Origin of the sequence: Mangrovimonas sp. YM274, assembly GCF_030908385.1 — a bacterium.
Lineage (GTDB): Bacteria > Bacteroidota > Bacteroidia > Flavobacteriales > Flavobacteriaceae > Mangrovimonas_A.
In genome coordinates this window covers 920851-938968 of sequence record NZ_CP133091.1, presented here as the reverse complement: position 1 = coordinate 938968, position 18118 = coordinate 920851, and the positions used below count along the sequence as shown (strand labels likewise).

General features: G+C 39.6%; 11 protein-coding genes. All 11 read right to left on the bottom strand.

Annotated features, from left to right (window positions below; all coding sequences use genetic code 11):
* Positions 1–3 precede the first annotated feature (3 nt).
* The 11 genes from argC to gltB all read right to left on the bottom strand — a co-directional run bounded on the left by argC (position 4) and on the right by gltB (position 18025).
* The gene (gene argC, locus RBH95_RS04075) at positions 4–981 is read right to left on the bottom strand and encodes an N-acetyl-gamma-glutamyl-phosphate reductase (RefSeq protein ID WP_307901449.1); all 978 of its coding nucleotides are present in this window, start codon (positions 979–981) and stop codon (positions 4–6) included.
* Complete coding sequence (locus RBH95_RS04070) at positions 978–2168, bottom strand: argininosuccinate synthase (RefSeq protein ID WP_307901448.1); 1191 nt, start codon at positions 2166–2168, stop codon at positions 978–980. The genes argC and RBH95_RS04070 overlap by 4 nt, the downstream gene beginning before the upstream one ends.
* On the bottom strand, positions 2165–2779 hold the full coding sequence (locus RBH95_RS04065) for a GNAT family N-acetyltransferase (RefSeq protein ID WP_307901447.1): 615 nt from the start codon (positions 2777–2779) through the stop codon (positions 2165–2167). The genes RBH95_RS04070 and RBH95_RS04065 overlap by 4 nt, the downstream gene beginning before the upstream one ends.
* A gap of 450 nt (positions 2780–3229) precedes the next feature.
* On the bottom strand, positions 3230–4822 hold the full coding sequence (locus tag RBH95_RS04060; RefSeq protein WP_307901446.1) for an NADP-dependent glyceraldehyde-3-phosphate dehydrogenase: 1593 nt from the start codon (positions 4820–4822) through the stop codon (positions 3230–3232).
* Between the two features lie 83 nt (positions 4823–4905).
* On the bottom strand, positions 4906–6171 hold the full coding sequence (gene ilvA, locus RBH95_RS04055; RefSeq protein ID WP_307901445.1) for a threonine ammonia-lyase IlvA: 1266 nt from the start codon (positions 6169–6171) through the stop codon (positions 4906–4908).
* 26 nt (positions 6172–6197) lie between these two features.
* Positions 6198–7697: a ketol-acid reductoisomerase gene (gene ilvC / locus RBH95_RS04050; RefSeq protein ID WP_307901444.1), complete on the bottom strand. Its 1500-nt coding sequence runs from the start codon at positions 7695–7697 to the stop codon at positions 6198–6200.
* A 13-nt stretch (positions 7698–7710) separates the two neighbouring features.
* The gene (gene ilvN, locus RBH95_RS04045) at positions 7711–8241 is read right to left on the bottom strand and encodes an acetolactate synthase small subunit (protein ID WP_307901443.1); all 531 of its coding nucleotides are present in this window, start codon (positions 8239–8241) and stop codon (positions 7711–7713) included.
* Between the two features lie 2 nt (positions 8242–8243).
* Positions 8244–9977: a biosynthetic-type acetolactate synthase large subunit gene (gene ilvB / locus RBH95_RS04040; RefSeq protein WP_307901442.1), complete on the bottom strand. Its 1734-nt coding sequence runs from the start codon at positions 9975–9977 to the stop codon at positions 8244–8246.
* A gap of 35 nt (positions 9978–10012) precedes the next feature.
* On the bottom strand, positions 10013–11692 hold the full coding sequence (gene ilvD / locus RBH95_RS04035) for a dihydroxy-acid dehydratase (protein ID WP_307901441.1): 1680 nt from the start codon (positions 11690–11692) through the stop codon (positions 10013–10015).
* Positions 11693–12048: 356 nt separating this feature from the next.
* The gene (locus tag RBH95_RS04030; RefSeq protein ID WP_307901440.1) at positions 12049–13515 is read right to left on the bottom strand and encodes a glutamate synthase subunit beta; all 1467 of its coding nucleotides are present in this window, start codon (positions 13513–13515) and stop codon (positions 12049–12051) included.
* A 4-nt stretch (positions 13516–13519) separates the two neighbouring features.
* On the bottom strand, positions 13520–18025 hold the full coding sequence (gltB, locus tag RBH95_RS04025) for a glutamate synthase large subunit (RefSeq protein ID WP_307901439.1): 4506 nt from the start codon (positions 18023–18025) through the stop codon (positions 13520–13522).
* Positions 18026–18118: the final 93 nt, after the last annotated feature.

Here is an 18118-nt window from a genome sequence, read left to right as displayed (position 1 = left end):
TGTTTAAAAATAATTGGCTTTTAAATTCAATCCTTCGGTTTCAAAAAATCCATGCATCAAGTTCATATTCTGGATTGCCTGACCCGAAGCGCCTTTCAGCAAATTATCAATGATACTTGTTACCAACAGCATTCCATCGTGCTTGTGCAAATGCACAAAACAATTATTGGTATTTACTACCTGCTTTAGGTGCAATGGATTTTGGGACACGAAAGTAAAGGCATCGTCCTTATAACAGGCTTCATACAGCTCCTTGGCTTCTTCCAAATCACCATCAAATTTGGTGTAGGCCGTAGCGAAAATTCCTCTTGAAAAATCCCCTCTGTTAGGCATAAACAAAATATTAGCATCAAAACTGGATTGCAACTGTTTTACCGACTGGTTGATTTCCCCCAAATGTTGATGGGTAAACGGTTTATAATATGAAAAGTTGTTGTCTCTCCAAGTAAAATGCGTAGTATCGGACAATGAAGTTCCTGCTCCAGTTGCCCCTGTTACGGCATTTACATGCACATCATCATGCAATTTCCCTGCACTAGCCAAAGGTAATAATGCCAATTGAATAGCGGTAGCAAAACATCCCGGGTTAGCAATATAATCAGCTTTTCTAATGTCTGCTTTATTTAATTCTGGAAGTCCATACACAAAGGTTTTCCCTTGAAAGGTCTTGTCGGCTTCCAATCTAAAATCATTACTTAAATCGATAATCTTTGTATGATCGGCAAACTGATTGTTTTCCAAAAACGCTTTAGAGTTACCGTGTCCCAAACACAAAAACAACACATCTACCTCAGGATTGATAGTGCTTGAAAACTGCAAATCAGTGATACCCAACAAATCTTGGTGAACGGCACTAACAGGGTTACCTGCGTTGGATGTACTATAAATAAAATCGATTTTGGTTTGCGAATGGTGCAATAGCAATCTTATGAGCTCTCCTGCCGTATACCCTGCGCCACCAATAATTCCGGTTCTAATCATGATTCTGAATTTACTTGGTGATAGATTTTGTTCTGGTTACCAAAGATTTTGATAAATCCTTTGGCATCATCTGCAGTCCATCCCTTGTTCATTTCTCCATAGCTTCCAAACTTGGCATTCATTAAATCATGAGCAGATTCAATACCGTCCAAGGTAAAGTGATATGGTTTCAAACTTACAGTAACATCTCCAGACACCTGTTCTTGACTACTTTCCAAGAAAGCTTCAATGTTTCTCATCACCGGGTCTAAATATTGGCCTTCATGCAAATGCATCCCATAAAAACTTGACAAATATTCTTTGTGTTGCAACTGCCATTTGGTCAAAGTATGTTTTTCCAACAAATGATGCGCCTTAATAGTGATTAACGCGGCAGCAGCCTCAAAGCCTACACGCCCCTTAATCCCTACAATAGTATCTCCTACATGGATATCTCTTCCTATAGCAAAAGGAGCGGCCAAATCATTCAATATTTCAATATTCTTTTCTGGTGGTGTATTTTCTTTGCCGTTTACAGCTGTCAACTCTCCTTTTGTGAAGGTCAAGACTACCTTTTCTTCACCTTCTTTTTGCAATTGTGAAGGATAGGCATGTTCTGGCAAAGGCTGACCTGAAGTCAAGGTTTCCTCACCTCCAACACTGGTTCCCCATAATCCCTTATTCACCGAATATTTAGCCTTTTCCCAAGACATTTCAATACCATTACTTTTCAGGTAATCGATTTCTTCCTGTCTAGATAGTTTTTGATCCCTAATTGGAGTGATGATTTCAATCTCTGGAGCCAAGGTTTGGAAAATCATGTCAAAACGCACTTGGTCATTTCCAGCACCAGTACTTCCATGGGCAATATATTTGGCTCCAATGGATTTAGCATATTGAATGATTTCAATAGCCTGAATAATCCTTTCGGCACTTACAGAAAGCGGATAGCTATTGTTTTTCAATACATTTCCAAACACAAGATATTTTACAACCTTGTTATAAAAGGTGGCAACAGCATCAATATTTTTATAGGTAGACACTCCCATTTTATAGGCGTTGGCTTCAATGTGCTTTATTTCCTCCTTGGTAAAACCTCCTGTATTCACACTTACGGCATGCACATCATAGCCCGCCTTTGACAAACTTACTGCACAGTAGGACGTATCTAAACCTCCACTATACGCAATTACTAACTTCTTACTCATTGTTTCTCCTTTTTTAAAAACAGGTTCTCCTTAATGCTTTTTAACCTTTTAAATACCTTCGTTTTTATTTGCTTTTGCTCTGCAACTTGTTTTTTAGGATCATACAGCATTCCTGTACACAAGCACATTTTCTGTTCTGTCCGCTGTAATACATCATAGTTTTTACAGGTTTGACAACCATTCCAAAAGGTTTGGTCATCTGTCAACTCCGAGAAGGTTACGGGCTTATAGCCCAATTCACTATTCATTTTCATAACGGCCAAACCTGTAGTTATACTAAACACCTTTGCATCTGGGAATTTGGTCCTGGAATGCTCAAAAATCTTTGCTTTTATGTTCTTAGCCATTCCAAGGCCTCTGTAATCAGGATGGACAATCAAACCAGAATTCGCTACAAACTTGCCGTGACCCCAAGCCTCTATATAGCAAAACCCAACAAATTTATCACCGTCCAAAGCAATAACGGCATTACCATTTTCCATTTTGGTAATGATATATTCGGGAGTGCGTTTAGCTATTCCAGTACCTCTAACTTTTGCGGATTCTGAAATGGTTTCGCATATCTGTGGCGCGTAAACCGCATGAGATTTATCTGCTATAACAATCTTCATTGCCTTTGTTTTTATTAAAAATATTAAATAAATGTTTTGGAAACGGAATTGGACTCACCTAAAATTCCAAGAAAGGACACACACCCTTACGGGCGGCGACTAAAAACAACACGAAGCCTAGGATTGCTATTGGGAGCAATCTTAGAATTTTTAAAGAATGTTATTTGTGCTGTTTTTTTCAATTTTAAAAAATAATAACTAAATTATGATAAATGCTTAGTGTACCAGACGAAGAACATCACTAAACACGTCGGGGCTTGCTATACGGCAAACTCCTACATATCAAACCATTATTATTCTTTAATTTTTGCATGCCACAAATTTAAAACATTATTCAATACCGCATTCATTTGCCCATTAATTTTTAATAATTATTATGATTTTATTGATTATAAGGGGCTAACATTATGAAGATTCCATCCCAAAGGAACAGAATCTTTTTACAAAGCACTAAAGAATATAGTCCGTACTTACAAAATTGGACGCTTTAGAATCCAACAAATTATTTATTATCGCATTGTTATAATCATTATCCTTGGACGCCACAAAAGTCCTGATGGAAAATGATCGAAGCGCATCGTGCACACTCAATGTTCCTACTGCAGAATCCTTTCTACCTGTAAATGGATACACATCTGGCCCTCTTTGGCAAGAACTATTTAAGTTTACTCTACACACCAAATTCACCAAAGTGTCGATAAGTGGCGCCAAAGATTTCACATCACTCCCAAACAAACTTACCTGCTGTCCATAATTGGAATTGGCAATATCATCCATTGGCTCTTCAATATCCCTAAAAGACAATATTGGAATAACTGGGCCAAACTGCTCTTCTTCAAACACCCGCATTTCTTTATTAACCGGATACAGCACCGCTGGAAAAATATAATTTGGAGTTGTCACCCCTCCTTTGGCGTTCAAAATTTCCGCACCTTTTTCAAGGGCATCATCTATCAGTTCCTGGATGTATTGTGGTTTTTCAGGTTCGGGAAGCGGTGTTAACTGCGCGCCTTTATCCCATGGATTTCCATAATTAAGGGCATCCACTTTTTCAGAAAAACGCTTATTGAATTCCTCAGCAATATCTTCATGCACATACACTACTTTTAAGGCAGTACAGCGTTGCCCATTAAACGATAAAGTTCCAGAGATACATTCTGAAATTGCCAAATCCAAATCAGCATCCTTAAGAATAATAGCAGGGTTTTTAGCCTCTAAGCCCAAAACCAATCGCAATCTGTTTTGTCTAGGGTGATGGCTTTGCAGGGCATTAGCAGATTTACTGTTCCCTATCAAGGCCAATACATCAATTCGGCCAGTCTCCATAATTGGAGTAGCCACCGTACGGCCACGGCCATAGATAATATTTACAACGCCTTTCGGAAAACTGTTTTGAAAAGCTTCCAACAGCGGCGACAATAATAAAACCCCGTGCTTGGCAGGTTTGAATACAGTAGTATTACCCATCATAATTGCCGGGATCAACAAGGCAAACGTTTCATTTAATGGGTAATTATAGGGTCCCAAACACAAAACCACTCCCAACGGCCCACGACGAATATGCGCATGGACTCCATCATGCTTTTCAAACTTAGCACTATCCCGATCCATTTGTTTGTAGTCTTCAATGGTATCGTAGATATATTCCACAGTTCTATCAAATTCCTTTTGCGAATCGGGTAAATTCTTTCCAATTTCCCACATCAATAATTTAACCACCTCATCGCGCTTGGTTTTCATTTGTTCGACAAACTTTTCCATACAGGCAACACGATGGGCAACTTTCATGGTTGGCCACAACCCCTGTCCTTTCCCATAGGCATCGCAGGCCGCATCAAGAGCTTCCAAAGCCTCTGGTTTTCCCAAGGTTGGAATACTCCCCAATAAAGTTGGCTGGTAATCTTCCGTAGAAGAAATGGTAGAATACACATTAGACGTTTCACCATTCCATTTTTTTAATTCTCCTCCAACCAAATAAGTGTTTTGATGTAAGAGGTTTTTAATTTGATATTGTTCTGGAATTTCTGTAAACGTAGACGTCATAATACAATAGTTTTTTAATGAAGAATGCTTTGCATAAATATACAACAAAGTACTCTTCCAACCATTACTAAAAAGCTATTAAGCTATACTAAAAATTGAAATAAATCGGGTTTATTATTGAGGTAGTCTCCATAAAACTTATGCAGTTTCATTTTAGTGATCAAGGGTTCCAAATCCTGTGGCGATTTGAGCTCGATTCCTACAACCGCCGAACCGTTATCCCGGTTGGATTTTTTAGTATATTGAAAATGCGTAATATCATCTCCAGGCCCTAAAATATCCACCACAAATTCCTTTAAGGCCCCTGCCCGTTGAGGAAATTTTACAATAAAGTAATGTTTTAAATTTGAATACAAGAGGGCCCGCTCCTTGATTTCCGCCATTCGTGTGATATCGTTATTGCTTCCACTTACCACACACACCACATTTCTCCCTCTAACTTTATCAGCGTAAAAGCTAAGAGCTGCAACACTCAAAGCTCCGGCCGGCTCCACTACTATAGCTTCTTTGTTATAGAGATCCAAAATGGTCTGGCATATTTTACCTTCAGGAACAGTAATAACGTCATCTAAATTCTGCCTACAGATTTCAAAAGTTTTATCACCGACTTTTTTAACAGCGGCCCCGTCAACAAAATTCTCAATGTGTTTTAGCTTCGTATTTTTTTTGTTTCTCAATGAAACCGACATGGAAGGAGCTCCTTCTGGCTCCACTCCTATAATTTTTGTATTAGGTGACAATTCCTTAAAAACACTTGACAACCCAGAAGCCAAACCACCTCCACCAATTGGCACAAATACATAATCTATTGGTTCCTTTGCCTGTTCTATTATTTCCAAACCAACTGTAGCCTGCCCTTCAATGACTTTTTCATCATCAAATGGATGAATAAATGTTTTATTGGTCTGCTCCTGTTCGCGCATAGCAGCCAAATAGGCATCATCAAAAGTATCGCCTTCCAACACCACTTCAATATAATCTTCACCAAACATTTTAACTTGATCGATTTTCTGTTTTGGTGTAGGAGTTGGCATAAAAATACTCCCTTTAATTTTCAACAATTTACAGGATAAAGCCACTCCTTGAGCATGGTTACCTGCACTGGCACACACCACACCGTTCTCTATTTCAGTGTCTTTTAAGATCGACATTTTATTATAGGCTCCTCGAATTTTATAGGAACGCACCAACTGCAAGTCTTCCCGCTTAAACAAGATATCACTCCTCAATCCCCGTGAATAAAACATATTCGAGGTGAGCGGCGTGCGATAGACGACAGATTGCAATTTTTCTGCCGCCATTTTCACCGCTTCCAAGGTTGGGAAATAGGTTGTGGTTGTATTTTCCATACTCTTAATTTCTGCTTACATTTTACTTAAGACAACACTGCTTCAGTGACTTCTGCTGTCTTTATCACTTTCATGGCTGTCATGGCACTTCTCAACCTTTTTCCAACTGTTTCAATTGGATGATTTCTAATTGCGTCATTAACTGCAATTAGCTCTAAATTATCAACAGCATTGGATTTTGAAAATGGTTTCCCTACCACATTCACTGAAACTGTTTCCATAAACTCTTTCAGCAAAGGTTTTGCTTCATGATCAAACAAATAACACCCATACTCGGCAGTATCAGAAATCACACGATTCATTTCATACAATTTCTTTCTTGCAATGGTGTTGGCTATCAATGGTAATTCATGCAAAGACTCGTAATAAGCCGAATCTGCAATAATACCCGCACTTACCATGGTTTCATAAGCCAACTCAACCCCAGACTTTACAAAAGCCACCATCAAAGTGCCATGATCAAAATATTCTTGTTCTGAAACATGATTAGGCGTTAATGGTGTTTTCTCAAAATTGGTTTCGGCTGTGGCCGCTCTCCATTTCAAAAGATTTACGTCATCATTGGCCCAATCTTCCATCATGGTTTTCGAGAATTCGCCAGAAATAATATCATCCATATGTTTTTCAAACAAAGGTTTCATGATGGTTTTCAATTCTTCAGACAACCTATAAGCTTCAATTTTGGCTGGATTGGAAAGGCGGTCCATCATATTGGTAATTCCACCGTGTTTCAATGCTTCCGTAATGGTTTCCCAACCATACTGAATCAATTTTGCAGCATATTCCGCATCAACGCCTTCCTCAACCATTTTATCAAAACATAAAATAGAACCGGTTTGCAGTACGCCACACAAAATGGTTTGCTCTCCCATTAAATCACTCTTTACCTCTGCCACAAATGACGATTCCAAAACCCCAGCACGATGCCCCCCAGTAGCCACGGCATAAGCCTTTGCCTGAGCCAAGCCTTTTCCTTCAGGATCATTTTCAGGATGCACGGCGATAAGTGTCGGTACACCAAAACCTCTTTTGTATTCTTCCCGAACTTCAGTTCCCGGGCATTTTGGCGCCACCATAATTACAGTAAGATCTTTACGCACCTGAGTTCCTTCTTCTACAATATTAAAGCCGTGTGAATACGACAACGTCGCCCCTTGTTTCATCATTGGCATCACAGCATTCACTACATTGGTATGCTGTTTATCCGGTGTCAGGTTCAAGACCAAATCAGCATCTGGAATAAGCTCTTCATAAGTTCCTACGGTAAATCCATTTTCCACGGCCTGTTTATACGAAGCTCGCTTTTCAGCAATTGCTTGCGGTCTTAAGGCATAAGAAATATCCAACCCGGAATCTCTCATGTTCAATCCTTGATTCAATCCTTGAGCTCCACAGCCCACAATCACCACTTTTTTATCTTTTAAAACGTTTATGCCATCCTCAAATTCGGAGGCGTCCATAAAACGACATTTTCCTAATTGTTCTAATTGTTTTCTTAATGAAAGTGTGTTAAAATAATTTGACATTGCTTTGTATGTTTTAATTGCTGAATGCTGCCAGCATTTCTGATATTTTCATTTCGTCTTTGGTTACGGCAATCCTTCCCGAACGGACAAATTGCATGATTCCATAAGGAATTAATTGGTTGTATATTTCCTCAATTTCATTGCGCCTTCCAGATTTTTCTAGTACAAAAAATTCCTTGTTCACAGTAACAATATTAGCGCCGCTGTCCTTTATAATGTTTTGGATTTCGCGCTCTTCAAATAACAAATCCGATTTGATTTTGAACAAACACGATTCCTGATAAATGGTATCTTCATCCTTATGGTAATAAGCCTTGATAACCTCTACCTGCTTTTCAATTTGCCCAACAATCTTCTTGATTTGTTCTTCTGAAACTTTGACCACAATAGTCCACCGAGACACCCCCTTAATTTCAGAAACCGAAGAGACAATACTTTCAATATTGACATGTCTTCGTTGAAAAATAGCCGAAATCCTGTTGAGCAAGCCAATGTTGTTTTCGGTATAAATTGAAACTGTATATGTATGAATTGTTTTTTCCATAATTAACTTAATCTTACGTCCGACACTGAAGCTCCCGTAGGAATCATAGGGAATACATTATCCTCTTTCTCTACACAAACCTCCAAGAAATAAGGTCCTTCGCTGCTCATCATTTCAGCAACTGCATCCTTTAGCTCTTCCCGTTTAGTGACTTTTTTAGCTTCTATATAATAGCCTTTTGCAATGGATATAAAATCAGGGTTGATCATCTCCGTGGAAGCATAGCGCTTATCAAAAAACAATTGCTGCCACTGTCTTACCATTCCTAAAAACTCATTGTTCAACACCACAATCTTCACAGGTAACCGCTGTTGGAATATCGTTCCCAGCTCCTGAATGGTCATTTGAAAGCCTCCATCACCAATAATAGCCACCACTTCCCGCTCGGGTGCCGCCATTTTAGCACCAATAGCTGCAGGAAGCGCAAACCCCATTGTTCCCAAACCGCCGGAAGTAATGTTACTTTTAGATTTATTGAATTTAGCATAGCGACAGGCAATCATTTGGTGCTGCCCTACATCACTTACTATTGCTGCATCTCCTTTACTCTGCTCATTAATTTCTTTCAACACTTCTCCCATCGTCAAACCTTCTTTGACAGGATAAAGGTCCTTTTTGATCACCTTTTCAAACTCCACCACATGAAGCTTTCTAAATTCATCATGCCACTGCTCATGATTCTTCTCTTCCAATAAAGGAAGTAAAGCCGCTAAAGTTTCTTTGGCATTTCCCAAAACGGCAACATTTGTTTTGACATTTTTATCCACTTCGGCAGGATCAATTTCAAAATGAATAACTTTTGCTTGTTTAGCATAGGTCGCCAAATTACCCGTAACACGATCATCGAAACGCATGCCAATTGCAATCAGGACATCACATTCATTGGTTAATTTATTGGGTGCATAATTGCCATGCATTCCCACCATGCCCACATTTAACGGATGGTCTGTTGAGATGGCCGAAGCCCCCAAAATAGTCCACGCCGAAGGAATACCCGACTTTTCAACAACCGCCTTAAACTCTTCTTCCGCTTGACCAAGGATTACCCCCTGCCCCCAAACAATCATTGGTTTTTTAGCTGAATTGATCAATTCCGCGGCAGCTTTCACCTGTTCCAAATCCATTTTTGGAATCGGTGTATAACTTCTTATTCCTGTACATTTTTTATACTTAAAATCAAATTCTGCAAATTGTGCATCTTTGGTAATGTCAATCAGTACTGGACCCGGTCGCCCACTTTTAGCAATGTAAAAAGCTTTGGCCAAAACCTCTGGAATGTCTTCCGCCCTTGTCACCTGATGGTTCCATTTGGTCACAGGGGTAGAAATCCCAATGATATCAGTTTCCTGAAAGGCGTCACTTCCCAACAAGTGCGAAGCCACCTGTCCCGTTATGCACACCAAAGGGGTAGAATCAATCTGCGCATCGGCAATACCCGTGATTAAATTTGTAGCGCCTGGACCAGAGGTTGCCATAGCAACACCAACCTTTCCCGAAATTCGCGCATAACCTTGTGCGGCATGCGCAGCGCCCTGCTCGTGCCTGGTTAGGACATGATGCAATTGATCTCTATATTTATATAATTCGTCATACACGGGCATGATTGCCCCTCCCGGATACCCATAGATAGTATCCACACCTTCTTCCAACAAACAGCGCACAATGGCTTCACTACCAGAAATGCGCTCCGTAGTCGCTACGGTTACTTTTTGCTCTTTCAATGTTTCTGTATTCATAGTCTCAACTCAGTTAAATAAGACCCGTTTGAAAACTAAAATTCATCGGTCACGCATCCTTTGGAAGCAGACGATACGGTTCTTGCATATTTATACAGCACCCCTCTATCAAACTTTAATTTAGGTGCCTTCCATTGTTTTCTTCTTTCTTGTAATTCTTCTTCCGAAACTTCCAACATAATGGTGTTAGTTTCAGCATCTATAGTGATTAAATCACCGTCTTTCACCAGAGCGATATTTCCTCCCTCTTGAGCTTCAGGCGTGATATGCCCCACTACAAAACCGTGGGTTCCGCCTGAAAATCTTCCATCAGTAATCAAGGCAACATCTTTCCCCAATCCAGCACCGATAATAGCAGCCGTTGGTTTCAACATTTCGGGCATTCCAGGACCTCCCTTAGGACCTTCATACCTAATCACCACCACATCGCCTTTTTCAACCTTACCGTCTCGAATCCCATCATTGGCAGCATATTCCCCATCAAACACCTTGGCTTTCCCAACAAAACTCAGTCCTTCTTTCCCGGTAATCTTGGCTACACTACCTTCCGAAGCCAAATTGCCATAAAGCATGCGTAAGTGTCCTGAAATTTTTATAGGACTTTCCAAAGGTTTGATGACATCTTGATCGGGAGATAAATCTGGTACGTCCAAAAGATTTTCTGCAAGCGTTTTTCCTGTTACCGTCAAACAATCCCCATGCAGCAATCCTTTTTTCAATAAATATTTTAACACGGCCGGGATACCGCCCACCGCATGCACATCTTCCATCAAATATTTTCCGCTAGGCTTCAAATCGGCCAAAAACGGCGTGTTATCACTAATTTTCTGAAAGTCCTCTAGTGTGAATTCTATCCGGGCTGCTCTAGCAATTGCCAAGAAATGCAGCACCGCATTAGTAGAACCTCCAAGAATGGTCACCAACCTTATGGCATTCTCAAGAGACTTTTTGGTAATGATATCCGAAGGTTTAATATCCTTTTCCAACAGCAAACGCATGGCCTCACCTGCTCTAATCGATTCATCTTTTTTCTCCTTACTCAAGGCAGGGTTGGAAGAATTATATGGAAGCGACATCCCCAAGGCTTCAATAGCCGAGGCCATGGTGTTGGCTGTATACATACCTCCGCAAGCACCGGCTCCTGGACACGCCTTTTCCACAATACTTTGATATTCTGTTTCGGTCATGGTTCCGGCCACTTTACTTCCCCAAGCCTCAAAAGCAGAGACCACATCCAACTTCCTACCATTATGACATCCAGAATCAATAGTTCCCCCATAAACCAAAATGGAAGGACGATTCAATCTAATCATGGCCATTAAAGCTCCCGGCATATTTTTATCACAACCAACAACCGTCACCAATCCATCATAACTCATCGCTTGAACTACCGTTTCCATGGAATCGGCGATGATATCTCTTGACGGCAAAGAATATCTCATTCCCGGAGTTCCCATGGAAATTCCATCGCTCACCCCAATGGTATTGAATATCAAACCAACCACATCTTCATTCTGTGTTCCCTCCTTTACCAATTTTGCCAAGTCATTTAAATGCATATTACAAGGGTTACCCTCATAACCGGTACTTGCAATGCCAATAATTGGCTTAAAAAAATCTTCATTCGTCAATCCTATGGCGTGCAACATTGCTTGAGCCGCCGGCTGAGTAGGATCTTGAGTTACTGTTTTACTATATTTATTAAGTTTATTCATTCTTATTATTATACTTCTCTCAATAATTAGTTCTAAATTAAAAGTTTGTGTTTTATGTTAGTTTTTTGATTATAACCCTAGGTTAAACTCAAGCGAATCAAATATAGTTTAAACGACTGATTTACAGTTGTTTAAATGCTTTTCAATATGATGTTCAAGGCCTTAATTTTTCCTATAAAAAAAGCCTTCCCAAACAGGGAAGGCTTTGACTTTAAATATTGACAACATAGCATTCCCTACCTTTGCGAAATAATCGCGATGATAATAATGGAAATGATATGGAATATGTTTCTATTCATGATGTTCATCAAATATCAAAAATATTCAATAGGAATACAAGCTCTTAGGCCAACCTCTTAAACTCTAGGCAAATCATTATCATCTTTTAAAGGCAAATTAGTACTACCCATCAAAAATTTGTCAATATGATGAGCCGCTTGCCTCCCTTCTGAAATCGCCCAAACAATTAATGATTGTCCTCTACGGGAATCACCAGCTGCAAATATTCCCGGAACATTAGTTTTATAATCAGAAACCGTAGCCTGAATATTACTTCTAAAATCGGTGTCCAAACCAAATTGTTCCACTAAAGTTTTTTCTGGCCCCGTAAATCCTAAAGCCAAAAGTACCAAATCGCAGTCCCATTTTTTTTCTGTATCTGGAATTTCTTTTAACTGAGGTCGCTCACCATCTTTAAAAATCCATTCTACCTCAACCGTTTTAAGCCCTTTTAAGTTCCCGTTTTTATCCCCTAAAAATTCTTTGGTTGAAATACTGAAAAATCGTTCCACCCCTTCTTGATGGGAAGAACTTGTTTTCAACTTCATCGGCCAATAAGGCCAAGGCTGATTGGCTGGTCTGCCAACCGTAGGCTTACTCAATATCTCAAAATTAACAACCGATTTAGCACCATGTCTATTGGAGGTTCCAATACAATCAGAACCCGTGTCACCTCCACCGATAACAATCACATTTTTATCCTTAGCACTTAAAATTTCATCAAAGTCCAGCTTGCCATCTACATACTGATTATTCATTTTCAAAAACTCCATAGCCTGATGCACTCCTTTTAAATGCGCTCCTTTGATAGGGATACTACGTCTTTCGGTTGCTCCATTACATAAAAGTATGGCATCAAACTCATCCTTCAGGGTTTCTACGCTAACATTTTCTCCTACATGAGCATTCACTTCAAAACAGATGCCTTCTTCTTCCAAAATAGCAATTCTTCTGTCTATAATTGTTTTCTCCAATTTAAAGTCTGGGATTCCATAGCGAAGTAAGCCACCTACTTTGGCATCGCGTTCGAATACCGTTACACTATGTCCCGCTCTATTAAGCTGCTGTGCTGCCGCCAATCCCGACGGCCCAGAACCTATAACCGCAACACTTTTGCCCGTTCTTTCTTCAGGTGGATTTGCGACAATCCACCCTTCTTCAAAAGCGGTTTCTACAATATTCTTTTCAATATTTTCAATTGTCACAGGGTCTTCATTAATTCCTAAAACGCAAGCCTCTTCGCAAGGAGCTGGACATAACCGCCCCGTAAATTCAGGAAAATTATTGGTGGCATGCAAAATTCTCGCAGCCTCTTTCCATTTCCCTTTATAGACACTATCATTAAAATCTGGGATTAGATTCCCCAAAGGGCAACCACTATGACAAAATGGAATACCGCAGTCCATACATCGGGCGCCCTGATCTTTCAATTTATCTTCCGCTAAAGGAATCGTAAATTCCTTATAGTTTTTAACCCTTTCTTCAACATCGGCATATTTTTCAACCTCCCGTTCAAATTCCATAAATCCGGTTATCTTTCCCATAATTCTATTTCGTTACAAGGTTATTTTCATTTTCCAATCGTATCAAAGCCTGCTTGTACTCCTCTGGAAGCACTTTAATAAATTTAGGCAATTCGTTCTCCCAATTTTCCAAAATACGTTGCGCCAAAGCACTCTGCGTGGCATTGTAATGATTTTCAATTAATCGTTTCAACTCCTGGACATCCTCTGGAATAACTACTGGGTCCAAATTCAGTCCCTCTGTATTGCAATGCTTTACGAAGGTTTCATTCTTATCGTAAACATAGGCTATTCCCCCGCTCATACCTGCTCCAAAATTGCGCCCTACATTTCCAAGTATTACAGCAATACCTCCTGTCATGTATTCACAGCCATGATCTCCAATACCCTCTACAACGGTTTTAACGCCAGAGTTTCTAACACAGAACCGTTCCCCTGCCTTACCGTTAATATAAGCTTCTCCAGAGGTAGCGCCATAAAAGGCCACATTACCAACAATCACATTTTCCTCAGGGACAATTGTTGCTTCGTCAGGTACTTTCACTACCAATTTTGCTCCAGAAAGCCCTTTACCAATATAATCATTGGTATTCCCTGTCACAATCAAGCTTAAACCATGCGTCGCGAATGCACCAAAACTCTGTCCTGCACTACCCTTAAAATTAATCTTCAAAGTATTTTCCGGCAATCCTTGTGCACCATATATTTTTGAAATCTCATTACTCAATATCGCACCAACAGCGCGGTCTTCATTTGTAATTTTGAAATCCAAAATAGTCTTCTCCTTTCGGAACAGCGCTGGATGCGCTTGACTAATAATTTCAAAATCCAATGATTTTTCCAAATAGTGATCTTGCCCACATGTATTGTACAACTTAGTTCCTGGTTCTACTTCTACTTTATGTAAAATTGGAGACAAATCAATACCATGGGCCTTGTAGTAATCAATAGCCATATTTCTATCCAATTTCTCAACTCTACCCACCATTTCATCCACCGTTCTAAATCCTAGTTTAGCCATGATCTCCCTAAGCTCCTGAGCCACAAAATACATGAAGTTAACAACATGCTCTGGTTTTCCTTTAAACTTCTTGCGTAATTCAGGATTCTGAGTTGCAATTCCTACAGGACAGGTATTCAAATGGCACACTCGCATCATTATACACCCTGAGGCCACTAATGGTGCCGTAGCAAAACCAAATTCCTCAGCCCCCAATAAACATGCTATAGCAACATCCCTACCTGTTTTTAATTGACCATCGCATTCAACAACAATCCTATTTCTCAGGTTATTCATCACCAAGGTTTGCTGTGTTTCTGCCAATCCTAATTCCCAAGGCAACCCGGCATGCTTTAAAGATGTTAACGGCGATGCTCCTGTACCTCCATCATAACCAGAAATCAATACCACATCGGCCTTTGCCTTGGCCACACCCGCGGCCACAGTACCAACACCAACTTCAGATACCAATTTCACATTGATACGCGCTTCTCTATTGGCCGATTTCAAATCGTAAATCAATTGTGACAAATCTTCAATTGAATATATATCGTGATGAGGAGGTGGCGAAATCAAACCTACATAAGGCGTAGAATTTCTGGTTTTAGCTATTTCAGGATTCACCTTAGGTCCTGGCAATTGCCCTCCTTCTCCCGGCTTGGCTCCTTGCGCCATTTTTATCTGTATTTCTTGAGCATTGGTCAAATAATTGGAGGTCACACCAAAGCGTCCTGAAGCCACCTGCTTGATTGCACTATTTTTCCAATCACCATTGACGTCTTTATAAAAACGTTCTTCATTTTCCCCTCCTTCTCCTGAGTTACTTTTTCCGCCAATACGATTCATGGCAATGGCTAAGTTCTCATGGGCTTCCTTACTGATAGAACCATAAGACATGGCCCCTGTTTTAAATCGCTTGACAATATTCGTCCAAGGCTCCACTTCTTCTAAAGGGATTGGATCATAGTTTGCAAATTCAAACAAGCCCCTAATAGTCATTAGCTGTTTAGACTGATCATTAATGATTTTAGAGTATTCCTCATAGGTTTTAGGCTTATTGCTCCTTACTGCTTCTTGCAATTTTGCTACTGATAACGGATTAAACAAATGATGCTCCCCATTTCTTCTCCAACGGTATTGTCCTCCAATTTCCAAATCAAGATTAGCAGCTATATGCTTACTTTTATACGCTTTTTGATAGCGCTTATTGATTTCTTTTTCCAATTGATGCAAATCAACCCCTTGGATTCTGGTCACTGTTTTAGGAAAATACTTTTCCACTACATCAGAATTGATTCCAATACACTCAAACAATTGCGCCCCTCGGTAGGAGTTCAGTGTAGAAATACCTATTTTATTCATCACCTTTAAAATCCCTTTTCCTACCGCTTTGTTATAGTTGTTTATAGCCTGTAAAGGATCTATTGAAGAATCATTAAGATCATCCATTTGATCTTCAATAATTTCATTTACCATATAAGGGTTAATAGCACTAGCCCCATAACTAAATAGCATCGCAAAATGATGCACTTCCCTTGGCTCAGCAGATTCTATGATAATGCTTATTTGAGAACGTTTCCCCAACTTATACAAACCACTATTCACATAAGAGCAAGCCAAGAGCGCAGGTATCGGCGCTTTCACATCATTAGTATTTCTATCGGAAAGAATAATAATATTGGTACCTTCCTCAATACATTTGGCTGCCTGCTCCAATATATCTTCCAAAGCATCCTCCAAACCATTATGCCCCTTTTGGACATCGTATAGCATTGGAATTTCCCCAACCTTGAAATGTGGGTTTTTATAGCTTTTAATTTTATCTAAATCTTGTTTGGAAATTACTGGATTCTGAATTTTAAGCTTTTGACAGTGCTTTTCATCTATCTCAAAAATATTGGAATCACTCCCTAAAGTCAAACTTATGTCCGTAATCAATTCCTCACGAATTCCATCCAAAGGCGGGTTGGTAACCTGGGCAAATAACTGCTTAAAGTAATTATAAATCAACTGCGGTCTTTCAGACAACACCGCCAACGGCGTGTCGCTCCCCATAGACCCTATAGGCTCTTTGCTATTTTTTGCCATTGGCAAAATAATAGTATTGACATCCTCTTGGGTATACCCAAACACCACTTTACGCTTTTCTAAAGGCTCTTCATTAAAAAAGACTGGACAATCATTATAGGGTATATCACGTAGTTGCACCAAATTATTGTCTATCCATTTGCGATACGGATGCATAGCGGCAATACGTTCCTTAATTTCTTCATCATTTACAATCCGCCCTTCCTTCATATTTACCAAGAACATTTTTCCTGGTTCCAACCGCCCGTGGTGTTCGACATTTTTAGGTTCAATATCAATCACCCCAATTTCCGAAGACATAATAACATAACCATCTTTGGTTACCGAATATCTTGAAGGACGCAGTCCGTTTCTATCCAAAACAGCACCAATATAATCTCCATCTGTGAAAGGAATGGACGCTGGACCATCCCAAGGTTCCATTAAACAGGAATTATATTCATAAAAAGCTTTTTTGCTATCAGACATGTCTGAATTCTTCTCCCAAGCTTCAGGCACCAGCATCATCATAACTTCTGGCAAGGAACGCCCCGTCATTAACAACAGCTCAACCACCATATCCATAGAAGCCGAATCTGATTTTCTAGGAAGTACAATTGGTAAAATCTTTTTGATTTCTTCACCAAACAACTCACTTTCCATTAATTCCTCTCTGGAATACATACGGGAAACATTACCTCTTAAAGTATTGATTTCTCCATTATGGCACATATACCTAAAAGGCTGCGCCAAATCCCAAGTTGGAAAAGTGTTAGTTGAAAAACGCTGGTGCACCAAAGCCAAACGAGTGACCAATAAAGGATCATTCAAATCTTTATAAAACAATTTGATGTCTTCTGGGATTAAAAGTCCTTTATATATAATGACCTTAGTAGATAAACTAGGTAAATAGAAAAAGGCACTTTCCGAAATCTTGGAAGCAATAATTTCATGCTCTGCTTTTTTCCTTGCAATGAACAGCTTTACATTAAACAGAAAATCATCCTGATTTTTATCGCCTTTACCAATAAACACTTGCTTGATATAAGGTTGTGTTACTGCGGCTATTTCCCCAAGGACAGATTCATCTACCGGCACATCCCTCCAACCTAAAACTTTAAGTCCTTGTTCTTCTACATGTTTTTCTAAAACCGAAATACAAAATTTACGTTGGTTTTCCTTTTTGGGCAAAAAGACATTACTTACAGCATACTCCCGCTCCTTAGGCAACTTAAATTTACAATTGGCCACAAAAAACTCATGAGGAATATCGACCAAAATACCCGCTCCATCTCCTGTCTTCCCATCGGCACTTACCGCACCACGATGCTCCAACTTCTCAAGAATCTGGAGCGCCTTATGAATAATATCATTAGACTTGATTCCTTTTAAACTACATATAAATCCTGCACCACAATTATCGTGTTCAAATTCTGGCAAATACAACCCCTGTTTCTTCAACATAACCTTAAAATTTTATTGTAAATCTCTCAAATTGGATTTACTAATATAGGAGAGAAAAAGGCATTAATAATAAAACACTTAGCATTATTACGA

What these genes read in the sequence shown, in the direction of transcription:
- gltB (WP_307901439.1), bottom strand. Translation starts at nt 18,025, where the DNA reads ATGTTGAAGAAACAGGGGTTGTATTTGCCAGAATTTGAACACGATAAT.
- RBH95_RS04065 (WP_307901447.1), bottom strand. Translation starts at nt 2,779, where the DNA reads ATGAAGATTGTTATAGCAGATAAATCTCATGCGGTTTACGCGCCACAG.
- ilvA (WP_307901445.1), bottom strand. Translation starts at nt 6,171, where the DNA reads ATGGAAAATACAACCACAACCTATTTCCCAACCTTGGAAGCGGTGAAA.
- RBH95_RS04070 (WP_307901448.1), bottom strand. Translation starts at nt 2,168, where the DNA reads ATGAGTAAGAAGTTAGTAATTGCGTATAGTGGAGGTTTAGATACGTCC.
- RBH95_RS04060 (WP_307901446.1), bottom strand. Translation starts at nt 4,822, where the DNA reads ATGACGTCTACGTTTACAGAAATTCCAGAACAATATCAAATTAAAAAC.
- ilvB (WP_307901442.1), bottom strand. Translation starts at nt 9,977, where the DNA reads ATGAATACAGAAACATTGAAAGAGCAAAAAGTAACCGTAGCGACTACG.
- ilvC (WP_307901444.1), bottom strand. Translation starts at nt 7,697, where the DNA reads ATGTCAAATTATTTTAACACACTTTCATTAAGAAAACAATTAGAACAA.
- ilvN (WP_307901443.1), bottom strand. Translation starts at nt 8,241, where the DNA reads ATGGAAAAAACAATTCATACATATACAGTTTCAATTTATACCGAAAAC.
- RBH95_RS04030 (WP_307901440.1), bottom strand. Translation starts at nt 13,515, where the DNA reads ATGGGAAAGATAACCGGATTTATGGAATTTGAACGGGAGGTTGAAAAA.
- argC (WP_307901449.1), bottom strand. Translation starts at nt 981, where the DNA reads ATGATTAGAACCGGAATTATTGGTGGCGCAGGGTATACGGCAGGAGAG.
- ilvD (WP_307901441.1), bottom strand. Translation starts at nt 11,692, where the DNA reads ATGAATAAACTTAATAAATATAGTAAAACAGTAACTCAAGATCCTACT.